Annotated in this window: 11 protein-coding genes; 4 read left to right on the top strand and 7 right to left on the bottom strand. The window is 71.7% G+C overall.

Annotated features, from left to right (window positions below):
• The 4 genes from V6M57_RS07560 to acsA form a co-directional block, all read right to left on the bottom strand.
• On the bottom strand, nt 1-340 hold a 340-nt coding region (locus V6M57_RS07560; protein ID WP_332814377.1), incomplete at its 3' end, for a biotin/lipoyl-containing protein.
• A gap of 4 nt (nt 341-344) precedes the next feature.
• The gene (locus V6M57_RS07555) at nt 345-1334 is read right to left on the bottom strand and encodes an alpha-ketoacid dehydrogenase subunit beta (protein ID WP_332814376.1); all 990 of its coding nucleotides are present in this window, start codon (nt 1332-1334) and stop codon (nt 345-347) included.
• Nucleotides 1331-2338 (bottom strand): pyruvate dehydrogenase (acetyl-transferring) E1 component subunit alpha, encoded by a 1008-nt coding sequence (gene pdhA, locus V6M57_RS07550; protein WP_332814375.1) that lies wholly within the window; start codon nt 2336-2338, stop codon nt 1331-1333. The genes V6M57_RS07555 and pdhA overlap by 4 nt, the downstream gene beginning before the upstream one ends.
• A complete protein-coding gene (acsA, locus tag V6M57_RS07545; protein WP_332814374.1) occupies nt 2335-4116 on the bottom strand; it encodes an acetate--CoA ligase in 1782 nt (593 codons plus the stop codon). Before acsA ends, pdhA begins: the two co-directional genes overlap by 4 nt.
• A 230-nt stretch (nt 4117-4346) precedes the next feature.
• Between acsA and V6M57_RS07540 the strand changes: the two genes are divergently transcribed.
• Nucleotides 4347-5369 carry a ribose-phosphate diphosphokinase gene (locus V6M57_RS07540; protein WP_332814373.1) on the top strand — a complete coding sequence of 341 codons (1023 nt, stop codon included), beginning with the start codon at nt 4347-4349 and terminating at the stop codon, nt 5367-5369.
• On the opposite strand, the gene V6M57_RS07535 is transcribed toward V6M57_RS07540, so the two are convergent.
• Both V6M57_RS07535 and groL read right to left on the bottom strand, forming a co-directional pair.
• A complete protein-coding gene (locus tag V6M57_RS07535; RefSeq protein WP_332814372.1) occupies nt 5281-6390 on the bottom strand; it encodes a hypothetical protein in 1110 nt (369 codons plus the stop codon). The two genes, V6M57_RS07540 and V6M57_RS07535, sit on opposite strands and share 89 nt — an antisense overlap.
• Complete coding sequence (gene groL / locus V6M57_RS07530) at nt 6387-8009, bottom strand: chaperonin GroEL (RefSeq protein WP_332814371.1); 1623 nt, start codon at nt 8007-8009, stop codon at nt 6387-6389. The genes V6M57_RS07535 and groL overlap by 4 nt, the downstream gene beginning before the upstream one ends.
• Nucleotides 8010-8675: 666 nt before the next feature.
• Between groL and V6M57_RS07525 the strand changes: the two genes are divergently transcribed.
• The 3 genes from V6M57_RS07525 (at nt 8676) to V6M57_RS07515 (ending at nt 11957) form a co-directional block, all read left to right on the top strand.
• The gene (locus tag V6M57_RS07525) at nt 8676-9329 is read left to right on the top strand and encodes a BON domain-containing protein (RefSeq protein WP_332814370.1); all 654 of its coding nucleotides are present in this window, start codon (nt 8676-8678) and stop codon (nt 9327-9329) included.
• Nucleotides 9330-9541: 212 nt separating this feature from the next.
• On the top strand, nt 9542-11230 hold the full coding sequence (locus V6M57_RS07520; RefSeq protein ID WP_332814369.1) for a sensor histidine kinase: 1689 nt from the start codon (nt 9542-9544) through the stop codon (nt 11228-11230).
• A gap of 91 nt (nt 11231-11321) precedes the next feature.
• Nucleotides 11322-11957: a response regulator transcription factor gene (locus tag V6M57_RS07515; RefSeq protein ID WP_332814368.1), complete on the top strand. Its 636-nt coding sequence runs from the start codon at nt 11322-11324 to the stop codon at nt 11955-11957.
• On the opposite strand, the gene V6M57_RS07510 is transcribed toward V6M57_RS07515, so the two are convergent.
• Nucleotides 11893-12807 carry a cyclic nucleotide-binding domain-containing protein gene (locus tag V6M57_RS07510; protein WP_332814367.1) on the bottom strand — a complete coding sequence of 305 codons (915 nt, stop codon included), beginning with the start codon at nt 12805-12807 and terminating at the stop codon, nt 11893-11895. The genes V6M57_RS07515 and V6M57_RS07510 overlap by 65 nt on opposite strands.
• Nucleotides 12808-12848: the final 41 nt, after the last annotated feature.

The following is a 12848-nucleotide window of genomic DNA, read 5'->3' as shown; positions in this document are numbered from 1 at the left end:
CGGCGACAGGCGCGGGCACGGCCGGCGGCGGCTGCACGGGGGCCGGCCGGGCCGCCGCGCCGGAGGCGGCGGCCGGCTGCGGAGCCGTCTCGGCCGTGACGGGCTCGCCTTCCGTCCGCACCCGCGCCAGCAGGGCGCCGACGGCCAGCTCCGTGCCGGGCGGAACCAGCTGCTCGATCACGCCGTCGAGGAAGATTTCCACGTCGATCGCGCCCTTCTGCGTTTCGACGACGGCAACCACCTGGCCCGGCCGCACCCGGCTGCCCGGGAGGACCTTCCACTGGACGAGCCGGCCGCTCTCCATGTCGGCGCCCAGTGAGGGCATGCGGAAGTCCTGCATGCCCTCAATCCCTTCCCAGCAGCGCGCGGGCCGCACCCGCCACCTGGTCCGCGCCGGGCAGCACCGCCGCCTCGAGGTGGGCCGCGTAGGGCACGGGCATTTCCCGGCTGCACACGCGCCGCACTGGCGCATCGAGCTCGTAGAAGCAACGCTCGGACAGGCGAGCGGCCAGCTCGGCCGACAGCGAGCCGCTGCGCCAGCCCTCGTCCACGATCAGGCATCTGCGGGTGCGCGCCACCGACGCGGCCACCGTGTCGTCATCGAGCGGCCGCAGGACGCGCAGGTCCACCACCTCGGCTTCGATGCCCTGCGCAGCCAGCCGTTCGGCCGCATCCAGGCACCTGGGGATGGTGCCGCCATACGAAGCGAGCGTCAGGTGCCGGCCGGTCCGCAGCACGCGCGCCGTCGAAATGCCCGCCTGCGCCAGGCCGGGGTCGATGGTGTCCTCCAGGTTGTACAGGGCGACGTGCTCGAACAGCAGCACCGGGTTGGGATCGGCCAGGGCGGCGGCGAGCATGAAGCGCGCGTCCGAGACGGTCCCGGGTGCCAACACCTTCAGCCCCGGGATGTGGGCATACCAGCCCTCGAGGCTGTGCGAATGCTGCGCCGCCAGCTGGCGGCCGGCTCCTGTGGCCATGCGGATCACCAGCGGCACGGCGAACTGCCCGCCCGACATGTGCGGCAGCGTGGCGGCGTTGTTCAGGATCTGGTCGAGCGCCAGCAGGCTGAAGTTGCAGGTCATGATCTCCACGATGGGCCGTAGTCCGGCGACGGCGGCGCCGATGCCGGCGCCCACGAAGCCGTTCTCGGCCAGCGGCGTGTCGACGATGCGCTGCGGACCGAACTCCTGCAGCAGCCCCTTGGTCACGGCGTAGCAGCCGCCGTACTTGCCGACGTCCTCGCCCATGACGAAGGTGCGCGGATCCTCCAGCAGGGCCTGGCGGATGGCCTGCCGGCAGGCTTCGCGGTAGGTCATGCGTTGCGGCAGATTCATGGCAGCGCCCCCGGCTGCTCCTGCGGCACGCTGTCCATCAGCACGAAGCGCTCCAGCGCCTCGACCGGCTCCAGCGTGCCGGCTTCCGCGAACGCGACTGCCGCGGCGATCTCCTGGTCCACGCCCTGTTCGATCGCGGCCAGCGCCGTCTCGCCGGCCTGGCGGGTGTCCAGCATCCAGCGGCGCAGGCACTCGATCGGGTCGCGCCGCCGCCAGGCCTCCACCTCGTCCGCCGTGCGATAGCCCTGCGCGTCGAACATGGAATGGGCCCGGAACCGGTAGGTGCGGCACTCGAGCAGGAACGGGCCACCGCCTGCGCGCACCCGGTCAACGGCCCGCGCGGCGGCCGCCTCCACGGCGACCACGTCCATGCCATCCACGCTCTGCGCAGCCATGCGGTAGGCCTGCGCCTTGAGGTGGATGGCCGTCTGCGATTCCGCATCGGCCAGCGGCGTGCCCATGGCATAGAGGTTGTTCTCGCACACCAGCAGCAGCGGCAGCCGCCACAGCGCGGCCAGGTTCATGGTTTCGTGGAAGGCGCCCTCGGTCACGGCGCCCTCGCCGAAGAAGCAGGCGGTGATGGCGCCGGCGCGCAGCCGGGCGTCGGCCATCGCGATGCCGGCGGCCAGCGGCAGGCCGCCGCCCACGATGGCGTTGCCGCCGAAGAAGCGGCGCGCGGCGTCGAACACGTGCATCGAGCCGCCTCGGCCGCGCGAGCAGCCCTGCTCCTTGCCGAACATCTCCGCCATCAGCGCCGGCATCGGCACGCCGCGCGCCAGCGCCTGGCCGTGTTCGCGGTAGGTGGCGACGACGGCATCGCGCGGCTCGAGGGCGCCGACCACGCCGACCGCCACCGCCTCCTGGCCGTCGTACAGGTGCAGGAAGCCCCGGATCTTCTGCGCCTGGTACAGCTCCACGCACTTGGCCTCGAAGCGGCGGATCCGCAGCATCTCGCGGTACAGCTGCTGCAGGCGGGCGCGGTCGAGGTGCAGCTTGGCGTTCATCGCTCGTCGCTCTCCAGCGTGGACAGGTCGCCCTCGGGCAGGCCCAGTTCGCGCGCCTTCAGCAGCCGGCGCATGATCTTTCCGCTGCGCGTGCGCGGCAGGCCGGCCCGGAAGTCGATCTCCTTGGGCGCGACCGCGGCGCCGAGTCGCCGGCGCGCATGCCCGAGCAGTTCGCGTCGCAGCGGCTCGCCCGCCTCGCGCCCCGGCTTGAGCGCGACGAAGGCCTTGACCACTTCGCCCAGCACCGGGTCGGGCTTGCCGATCACGCCGGCCTCGGCCACCGCGGGATGCTCCAGGAGTACGCTCTCCACCTCGAACGGCCCGATCAGGTGCCCGGCGGACTTGATCACGTCGTCGGCCCGGCCGACGAACCAGAAGTAGCCGTCCTCGTCACGGCGGGCGAGGTCGCCCGTGAGATACCAGCCTTGCGCGAAGCACTTGCGATAGCGCTCGTCCTCGTGCAGGTAGCCGCGCATCATGGACGGCCACGGCGCCTTCAGCGCCAGTTCCCCTTCGATGGACGGATCCACGACGGGTTCGACCGCGCCCGCCGCGGAGCGGCGCACGATGGCGGCCTCGATCCCCGGCAGCGGCTTGCCCATGGACCCGGGCTTGACGTCCATGGCGGCGTAGTTCGCGATCATGATCCCGCCGGTCTCGGTCTGCCACCAGTTGTCGTGGAACGGCAGTCCGAAGGCCTCCCGGCCCCACAGCACGGCCTCCGGGTTGAGCGGCTCGCCCACGCTCGCCATGAAGCGCAGCGCGGACAGGTCGTGTTCGCGCGCCGCGGCAGTGCCCAGCCTCATCATCATGCGGATGGCCGTCGGCGCCGTGTACCAGACGGACACCCGCTCGCGCGCCAGCACGCCGTACCACAGCTGTGGATCGAACTCCGCCTCGACGACGACGCTGGTGACGCCGTTGCACAGCGGGGCGAGGATGCCGTAGCTGGTGCCCGTGACCCAGCCCGGGTCGGCGGTGCACCAGAACACGTCGTCCTCGTGCAGGTCCAGGGCATGCAGCCCGGTGACCAGGTGGGCCAGCACGGCGTCGTGCACGTGCACCGCCCCCTTGGGCCGGCCCGTCGTGCCGCTGGTGAAGTGCAGCAGGGCCATGTCCTCGGCTGCGGTCGGCGCAATGGTGTACACCGGGCTGGCCTGCCCGACCCGCTCGTCCCAGCGCTGCACGCCCGGCCCCTCGGCTGCGCCTTCGCCGGCCAGGATGACGTGGCGCAGGCCGGGGAGGCGCTCGCGCAGGCCCTGCACCTTGCGCCGGTACAGCTCGGGCGTCGTGACCAGCACGCGGGCGTCGGCCATCGCCGCCCGGGCGGCGATCGGTTCCGGCCCGAAAGCGGAGAACAAGGGCGTGACCACGCAACGCGCCTTGAGCGCCCCGAGCACCGCGACGTGGAGCTCCGGCACCCGGCCCATCATCACGAACACGCGCTCGCCAGGCTCGACGCCGAGCGATTCCAGCGCATTGGCGAAGCGGCTGGTCTCCTCGGCCAAGGCACGGAAGCTCAGTTCGCGGCGCTCGCCCGACCGGGCGATGCAGCGCAGTGCCGCGCGTTCGCCGCGGCCGTGCAGCAGGTGGCGGTCCACCGCCTCGTGCGCCATGTTCAGGCCGCGACCGCCGGGCAGGCCGTCGAGCAGACGGCGCGCCGCATCCCAGCTGAAGGCGGCCCGCACGGCCTCATAGTCGCCGAGGTTCGGCGGCGGATGCAGCGCACCCACGTCCTTGCGGATGCGGATGGCGCCGGCAGGTGGCGGTTCGGTCATGGGAACGTCCTCGCGGGGACATGATCGGCACCGCCCCCTGGCCGCGACTTGAGCCGCATCAAGCGCGCGCCCCCGTCCGGGGCGGTGCGGCGCACAGCTGAACGGTGCGGACGAACACATCCGGGGCGAGCAGTTCCTCCGTCCGCGGCACCTCGCCCGCCTTGATCCGGCGCAAGCCCGCAGGAGCCGGTGCAAGCAGCATGGTGGCCGGCATCTTTCGGGAGATCCCCATGCACATCGCCAGCCCCAGCCGCCCCGAGGCGACTTGCGCACCCGACGGGCCCTGCCTTTTCGCGCTGGAGGGAAGTCGCGAGTGGGGCGAGGCCGTGGCGCGCTGCCTGGACCGTGCGCTGGCGCCGCACGAGGAGCGCGAGTTCGAGGACGGCGAGCACAAGTCGCGGCCGCTGGCCAGCGTGCGCGGCCGCGACGTGTACCTGCTGCATTCGCTGTACGGCGACGCCCACCGCAGCGTCAACGACAAGCTGTGCCGGCTGCTGTTCCTCGTCGGGGCCCTGAAGGACGCATCGGCGGCGAGCGTGACGGCGGTGGTCCCCTACCTGGCCTATGCGCGCAAGGACCGCAGGAGCAAGGCGCGCGATCCGGTCACCACGCGGTACGTGGCAGCCCTGCTCGAGTCGGTCGGCATGGACCGCATCGTGACGCTGGAAGTGCACAATCCCGCCGCCTACCAGAACGCCTTCCGCCGCCCGGCGGAGCACCTCGAAATGCACGGACTCATGGCCGCGCACTTCGCCCAGCTGGTGGGCCCGCGCGACGCCGTGGTGGTCGCACCCGACGCGGGCGGCATCCACCGGGCCGACGCCTTCCGGCAGCGCCTGGCCACGCTGCTGGGCCGTCCCGTGGGCTCGGCATTCGCGGAAAAGCACCGCAGCGAAGGCGTGGTCAGCGGCGACCTGTTCGTGGGGGACGTCGCCGGCCGGGTCGCCATTGTCGTGGACGACCTGATCGGCAGCGGCACCACCCTGGCACGCACCGCGGCGGCATGCCGCAGGCGCGGCGCCGAGGCCGTCCATGCAGGCGCGGCCCATGGCCTGTTCACGGGCGACGCCGCCCGCGTGCTCGCCGACGATGCACTGGCCGGCGTCACCGTGACCGACTCGGTGCCGCCGCTGCGCCTGCCGCCGGGACCCGCGCGCGACAAGCTCACGGTGCTTCCGACCGCACCGCTGTTCGCCGAAGCGATCCGGCGGATGCACGCCGGCGGCTCGCTGACCGATCTGGTGCAGGCCTGATGCCGGCGGCGCGCAGGTGCCGGATGGCCAGCGCCAGGTACTGGCGTGCCCGCCGCCGCCACTTGGCGGCGTCCGTGCGCGGCTCGAGCAGGTGCCGGACCGCCAACCGGCCGCGCACGATCGCGCGGCAGCTCTGGTACAGGTGGGCCAGTTCGCGGGGCACGTCATCCGCGCTGCCCTGACGGTAGGCCTGGAGCAGGACCTCGGCCAGCGGCGCTGCGCCGGCGCGCTCGCACTCCAGCGCCAGGAAGCCGACCTCGTCGGCGGCATCCTGGATCCGCAGGCGCAGCGAGAACTCGAGGCAGTCGATGATGGCCAGCGGCTCGCCCAGGTACACGTGTTCAGGCCGCAGGTCGCCGTGGCACTCGACGACCCGGCCCTGCCGGACCCGTCGCTCGAGCAGGGTGGCTGCCGAGCGCAGGAGCGCACGCTGCGCGGTGCACACGGCCCTGACCGTTTCCTCCGGAAGGCCCCCTTCGGGTCGGCACAGGTCGCGCCCGGAATCCCGCACGTGGCCGGAGAGCAGGTGGCGATACCCGGCCGCGTCCACCGGCGCGGGCGGCTGGCCGCGGTAGAACGCGCACAGGCGCGCAGCCACCGCCCGCATGTGAGGCGCCGACGCGGCGCCGGTGGCCAGCAGGTGATCCAGCATCGACGCTGCCGGCAGCCTGTGCATCTGGACCAGCCAGTCCTGCACCTCCCCCGCGCCGCCCACGCGCAGCCGCCCGTCGCCGCCGACACGCAAGGGCACCACCGCGAGGTAGACCTGCGGTGCCAGCCGCCGGTTGAGCCGCAGTTCCTCCTCGCAGTAGAAGCGCCGCGCCTCCAGGGTCCTGAAATCCTGCTCCTCCAGGCACACCGGCTTCTTCAGCTTCCAGGCATGCCGGGGCGTGAGGAAGACCCAGGACATGTGGGTCTCCAGGGCCTCGACCCGGGACACCGGCTCCGGGTAGCTGCCCGGATCGCGCAGGGCCGCGACCTTCGCGTCGAGGCCTGCGATGGTGCCGCCACCGGCGGTCAAAGCATCTCCGGCGGCACGCCGGGCGACGGCCCGTGGGCGCGCCTGGCGTCGCCGATCATGCAGTCGATCGTCAGGATCAGGCTGGCGATCGAGCCGGCGTTCTGCAGCGCCAGCCGCGTCACTTTCGCAGGGTCGATCACGCCCATGGCCAGCAGGTCGCCATAGTCGCGGGTCGCAGCGTTGTAGCCCCACGCGGGCTCGGTCGCGTCGTCGACCCGGTGCAGCACGATGGAGGGCTCCACCGCCGCGTTGGCCGCGATGCGCCTCAGCGGCTCCTCCAGGGCGCGCGCGACGATGCGCAGGCCGCAGTCCTCGTCCATGCTCGGCAGCCGCACGTCGTGCAACGCCTTGCGCGCCCGCAGCAGGGCCACCCCGCCGCCGGGCACGATGCCTTCCTCCACCGCCGCGCGCGTGGCGTGCAGCGCATCCTCGACCCGCAGCTTGCGCTCCTTCAGCTCGGTCTCCGTCGCCGCCCCGACCTTGATCAGCGCCACGCCGCCGGAGAGCTTGGCGATCCGTTCGTCGAGCTGCCCGCGGTCGTACTCGCTGCTGGCCGTAGCGCGCTCGCGCCGGATCGCCGCGATCCGGTCGCGCACCCGCGACGGGTCGCCGCCGCCGCCGACCAGCGTGGTGTGCTCCTTGTCGACTTCGACACGGCGGGCGCGCCCGAGGTGCTCGATGCGCACCTTCTCCAGGCCCAGGCCCGTCTCGGCCGAAACCACGCTGGCTCCGGTGAGCGCGGCGATGTCGTGCAGGATCGCCTTGCGCCGGTCGCCGAAGCCCGGCGCCCGCACGGCGCAGCTGCGGATCACCCCCCGCACGGTGTTGACCACCAGCGTGGCGAGGGCATCGGCTTCGACGTCCTCGGCGATCACCAGCAGGGGGCTGCCGGCCTTGGCGACCTCCTCCAGCAGCGGCAGCATCTCCTGCAGCGACGACAGCTTCTGCTCGTGCAGCAGGATGCAGGCGTTCTCCAGCACCGCCGATTGCCGTTCCGCGTTGTTGATGAAGTACGCCGACAGGAACCCGCGGTCGAACTGCAGGCCTTCGACGACCTCCAGCTCGCTGGCGATGCCGCTGCCGTCCTCGATGGTGATCGCCCCTTCGCGGCCGACCTTGTCCATGGCGCGCGCGATCAGCTCGCCGATGGAGCGGTCGTTGTTGGCGGAGATGGCGGCCACGTGGGCGATCGCCTCGGATGACGTGCAGGGCTGCGCCATGCGCCGGATCTCGCCGACGACGGCCTCGATGCCGCGCTCGATGCCGCGCCGCAGTTCCATCGGGTTCATGCCGGCGGCCAGGTGCTTCAGGCCCTCCTGCACCATGCCGTGGGCCAGCACCGTGGCCGTGGTGGTGCCGTCGCCGGCCATCTCGCTGGTCCGTGCGGCGACCTCGCGCAGCAGCTGCGCGCCCATGTTCTCGAACCGGTCCTCCAGCTCGATCGAGCGCGCCACCACCACGCCCGAATTAACGATTTGCGGGGCGCCGAACTCGCGCTCCAGCAGCACGGTCCGCCCGCGCGGCCCCAGCGTGACCTTGACCGCTTCCGCCAGGATCTCGACGCCGCGCCGGATGCGGTCGCGGGCGTCGTCGTGGAAGAGGAGTTGCTTGGCGCTCATGGGAATCTCCCGGGGTGCGAGCGGTCCAGTATTCGGTCGGGCGGCGGGGTCGCCTTGCGCGCAATCAAGCTTCCGCGCAAGCCGAACCACGGTCGCCGGCAGCCGGCGCAACCCGGCCGTCCCGCCGCGCACGCGAGCCAGTGGGGCAGCGCGCGAGCGCGGGCCCTCCAACGCCCGGTCGCTGCGCCAGCGTTGCCAGAGCACCAGCCCGACAGTCATGCAGGCAAAACGGGCGGACAGCAAGCCGTCGGCCGGCTCGCCGATCAGAAGGTACAGCCCCGCCGCGGCCAGCAGCCGGAACATCGGCTCGGCCAGCACTTCCGCCAGCAACGCAAGCCCCGCCGGCGGGGCCTCTCGATCCCGTTCGGGCCATGGCGCAGCAGCCGCGCCCGGGCCTCACCGATGGAGAGTCCGGCTGCACGGTGCTCATCGGATGGGTGGGCCATGCAAAGGGCGCCGTTCAGCGCGCGGTTCTTCAGCTCCTGCCGGAGACGGCACCCAGCATCATCGGCTTCGCGCGGGCAGCCATCTTGCGCACGCGCAAGGCACCCCTGTCGCCCGGAAGCCGTCTTGCGTGCGATCAAGGGTGGCGGGCGCAGCAGGCCTAGATTCGCAGGCCCGCCTGCAATGGACAGGCGCCCCTTCAACTTGCAAGGAGTCGATCGCATGAAAGCCGATGCGCAGATCAAGGAAGACGTGGCCGTCGAGCTGGCCTGGGACCCGGCGGTGGATTCCGGCCGGGTCGGAGTCGCCGTCAAGGACGGGGTCGTGACCGTGAGCGGTACGCTGCCCACGTACATGCAGAAATGGGCCGTCGAGCGCGCCGTCAGGCGCGTGGCCGGGGTACGGGGGATTGCGCTCGACCTCGAGGTGAGCCTCGCGCCCGGGCACAAGCGCAACGATACCGAGCTGGCGCAGGCGGCCATCCAGTCGCTGGGCTGGCACACCTTCGTGCCGCCCGGGAGCGTCCGCGTCGAGGTCGAGGACGGCTGGGTCACGCTCAGCGGCGAAGTCGAGTGGCTGTACCAGTCCAGGGCGGCTGAGCGCGCCGTCGAGCCGCTGGCGGGCGTGCGGGGCGTGACGAACGAGATCACGGTGCGGACCTCCGCCGACAGCCAGCGGATCCGGGACCAGATCATGGCGGCATTCACCCGGCACGCGCACCGCGAGGCTTCGCGCATCTCCATCGAAGTGGACGGCGGCATCGTGACCCTCAAGGGCAGGGTCGATTCGCTGGCCGAGCACGATGCAGCGATCGGCACTGCGACGGCCGCGCCCGGCGTCTCGAAGGTCGTCGATCGGCTGGGGGTCGGTGCCTAGGAAGCATCGCCGGTGGACGTGGGAATACGGCGATTGGCCGCAGGCACGGCCGGGATGCCATGGCGGCGGTGCGCTGTCGGCCTGCCTCGCGCCATCTTGATGGTACGCAAAGACATTCCGGGCGAGCCCAGCAGACTGTGCCGGTGCCAACCGTTTCTCGCGATCTCCTGCACCGCCGCGCACCGAGCATCCGGTCCCTGCTGGTCCAGCTCGTGCTGGCGATCTACCTGCCCGCACTGCTCGCCGCCGTTGCACTCGTCGTCCTGGAAACCCGCAACTCGCGCGCAGTCACCGAAGAGGAACTGCTTTCCAGGACGGTGCTGCTGTCGCGCGGGCTGCGGGTCCACATCGAAGGCATCCAGCGCCATCTCGGCCAACTGGCCGAGCAGGTGCCCGCGGACAATTCCGGCTGGGACTCGTTCGACGCCGAGGCACGGCGTACGGCCCTGGTGGCAGGCCTCGACGGCATCGTCCTGATCCGGCCCGGCGGCGAGCACGTGGTCAACACGCGGATCGACCCGGGCCTGCCCCTGCCGAGCCGCAGTACGGAAGCACTGGCCAAGGTGGCCAGGACCGGCCAGGCAGACCTCATTGACGTCGCGCGGGCGCCGGTTTCGGGTCGCCTGATCGTGGGCGTCGCCATACCCGTGGTCCGCGATGGGCGCGTTCTCTACGCGCTGGCGGGCGCCCTGGAGGTGCGTCGCCTGCAGCACCTGCTGGACAACGCGCCGTTCGGCTGGATCGCCGCGATCGTCGACAGCCAGGGCGTGCTGGTGGCCCGCGCCCCGCAGCCGGATATCTTCGCCGGGCGCACGATCTCGCCGGACCTGCGCGCGCGCATGCTCCGCGACGAGGAGGGAATCGCCGAATCCACCACCCTGGACAACCTGCCCGTTCTGACGGCCTTCCGCACGCTGCCCACGCTCGGCTGGAGCGTCGTCGTGAGCGTTCCGCAGGCCACGCTCTATGCACCCGTCTGGGGCAAGGCCGCGTACCTGGCCGCCGGCGCTGCCGTGCTCCTTGCGCTGGGACTCTGGCTGGCGGTCCGCTTGCGAAGGAACATCGTTCGTTCGGTCAACGCCCTGGTGGACGAGGCCCTCCACCCTCCACTCCAGTTGCCCTCGGGCCCGCTGGCGTTCTCGGAGGCCAATGAACTTCGCCGACGCCTGCACGAGAACGCCGCCGGGCTTTCGCGCGCCCAATCCGACGTGCAGCGCATGCATGCGCGCTTCCAGCGCGCGCTCGTGCAGCAGATGCACCGGCGACAGGCCGAAATCGCCAGCGAGCTGCACGACAACGTGGGGTCCACGCTCGCGGGGGCTTCCCTGCTCCTGGCCCAGCTGGAGCCGAGGCTGCAGCCGGGCGACCGCTCGCTGGTCGCCCGGGCCCTGGCCCAGCTCGAACGGGCGATCGCGAGCCTGCGCCAGATCTCGCGGGGCATCCTGCCGGCCGGCGAGCAGCAGGGCGCGCTGACCGCCGCGCTCGAACAGCTGGTTGCGCAGTTCAGCCGCCCGGGAGCGCGCTGCAGCTTCGTCTCCCGCGGCGACTTCAGCCGGCTCTCGCCCGAAGCCGCGGGGCACCTGTTCCGCATCGCGCAGGAGGCGGTCGCCAATGCCGTGCGGCACGCGGCGACGACTCGCATCCGCGTGATGCTGTCCGGCACCGCGCTCGTGGGCCGGCTGACGATCGATGACGATGGGATCGGCTTGCGACCTCAGGACCTGGAGCTGCACCCCGGCCTCGGGCTCAGGTCCATGCGGGCCAGGGCGCTCGCGATCGACGGGGATATCGAGCTGGCCGCCTCACCCCTGGGTGGCACGCGCGTACGGATCACCTTTCCGATGCCCACGCCCCATCGGGAGCCCGTTCGCACCCCGGGCCACGCGATCGAAACGGCGTGAGGCCACCAGGCACTCATGGGGACCGACCAGCTGAGCTTGAACCCGCCCCACCAGCGCGCATAGGATGGCAGGCAGCTCTTCGCAGACCATGATGAGCACTGTCTTGCTGATCGACGATCACGACATCGTTCGCTTCGGCCTGGAAACACTGCTGAAGTGCGACGGCCTGGAAGTGGCGGCCGGCGCCGGATCGCTTTCCGACGGCTTGCGCGCCATCGCCGCGATCCGCCCCGATCTGGTGATCACCGACATGGGCCTTGGCGACTCGCAGGGGCTCGAGACCGTCCGCCAGGCCGTGGCGGCACAAGGCCCCCGGCCCGTGCTGGTCGTGTCCATGCAGGACGAGATGCTCTACGGCGAGCAGGTGCTGGCGCTCGGCGCCGCCGGCTACGTCATGAAGGAGACGGCGTACGCGAACATCGTGCCCGCCGCGCGGGCCGCACTGGCCGGCGAGCGGTGGATCAGCCCCAGGCTGGCTTCGCGAATCGCCGCCAAGCTGTGCCGGCGCAATGGAACGGCCGCCACGGCCGCGCCGGCGGCCTGCTCGCTGACGGCCCGCGAGATCGAAATCCTCGAACTGCTCAAGCGGGGCAAGACGACCAAGGAAATCGCGAGTGCGCTGGACCTGGGCGTACGCACCGTGGACTTCCACCGCGCCAACATCAAGCAGAAACTGGAGTTGCGCAGCGGAGCGGAGCTGATCGCGTTCGCGTCCTCGCGCCTGTGACGCAGGCCGACTCGCGCTCGCGGTCGACGCCAGGCACCTGGCGATCCTGGACGGCCGACAGCGCCGGCAGGCACAGCCGCTCCAGGGGACCCCAGGAAAGCACGCGCACGCTGCGCTTGTGCACCTCGATCCAGCCCTGCACGGCGAATGACGCGAAGGCGCGGCTGACGCTTTCCAGCGTCAACCCGAGGTAACTGCCGATCTCCGCGCGCGACATGCGCAGCTCGAACTCGGAGCCGGACAGGCCCCGCTCCCGCATGCGGCCGGACAGCATCAGCAGGAATGCGGCGACCCGCGGGTCCGCCTGCCTGAGCGCGGCGATGGCCTTGGCTGCCTGGTCCCGCACCAGCTCCGACGAGACCAGCTGGGCCAGGCGGACGGCCGGGGCCGGCGCACTTCCCGCTGCGGGCAGGCGAGCCATTTCCTCATAGGGAATGCAGCAGACTTCGGAGTCCTCGAGCGCCACTGCATGGCTGACGTGGCGGCCGCGCGCCAGGCCCTCCAAGCCGATCAGTTCACCCGCGAAGAAGAAGCCGGACACCTGCTCGTCGCCATCGTCGAGCGAGAAAGCCGTCTTCAAGGTGCCGTACCGCACCGCGTAGACGAAACGGAAGGGCTGGCCCTCGCGATACAGGCACTCCCCTTTGCGCACTCGCCTGCGCCCGATCAGCAGCTGGCCCGCCGACCGCCTCGCGCTCCGCGCCATGCAGGCTGCGATGCACTCCTGCCGCAACTGGCACGGAACACAGCCGGCGAATCCCCCGTCCGAAGGGATCGAGGGGAATGCAGGCGAGGCGAGCGGCACGACATTGGCTGCCGGCAAGCCATGCAGATTGGGGTGGGCGTGCATCGGGTGGCTCCAGGATCTGGAAGCCCACTGTCTGGCGATCG

The sequence above is a fragment of the Ramlibacter sp. genome (genome assembly GCF_036676645.1).
In the GTDB taxonomy this organism is placed as follows: domain Bacteria; phylum Pseudomonadota; class Gammaproteobacteria; order Burkholderiales; family Burkholderiaceae_C; genus Ramlibacter.
The sequence above is the reverse complement of the archived record's forward strand: the minus strand, read 5'-3'. Positions and strand labels throughout refer to the sequence as shown.

What these genes read in the sequence shown, in the direction of transcription:
- acsA (WP_332814374.1), bottom strand. Translation starts at nt 4,116, where the DNA reads ATGACCGAACCGCCACCTGCCGGCGCCATCCGCATCCGCAAGGACGTG.
- V6M57_RS07540 (WP_332814373.1), top strand. Translation starts at nt 4,347, where the DNA reads ATGCACATCGCCAGCCCCAGCCGCCCCGAGGCGACTTGCGCACCCGAC.
- V6M57_RS07555 (WP_332814376.1), bottom strand. Translation starts at nt 1,334, where the DNA reads ATGAATCTGCCGCAACGCATGACCTACCGCGAAGCCTGCCGGCAGGCC.
- V6M57_RS07510 (WP_332814367.1), bottom strand. Translation starts at nt 12,807, where the DNA reads ATGCACGCCCACCCCAATCTGCATGGCTTGCCGGCAGCCAATGTCGTG.
- groL (WP_332814371.1), bottom strand. Translation starts at nt 8,009, where the DNA reads ATGAGCGCCAAGCAACTCCTCTTCCACGACGACGCCCGCGACCGCATC.
- V6M57_RS07525 (WP_332814370.1), top strand. Translation starts at nt 8,676, where the DNA reads ATGAAAGCCGATGCGCAGATCAAGGAAGACGTGGCCGTCGAGCTGGCC.
- pdhA (WP_332814375.1), bottom strand. Translation starts at nt 2,338, where the DNA reads ATGAACGCCAAGCTGCACCTCGACCGCGCCCGCCTGCAGCAGCTGTAC.
- V6M57_RS07515 (WP_332814368.1), top strand. Translation starts at nt 11,322, where the DNA reads ATGAGCACTGTCTTGCTGATCGACGATCACGACATCGTTCGCTTCGGC.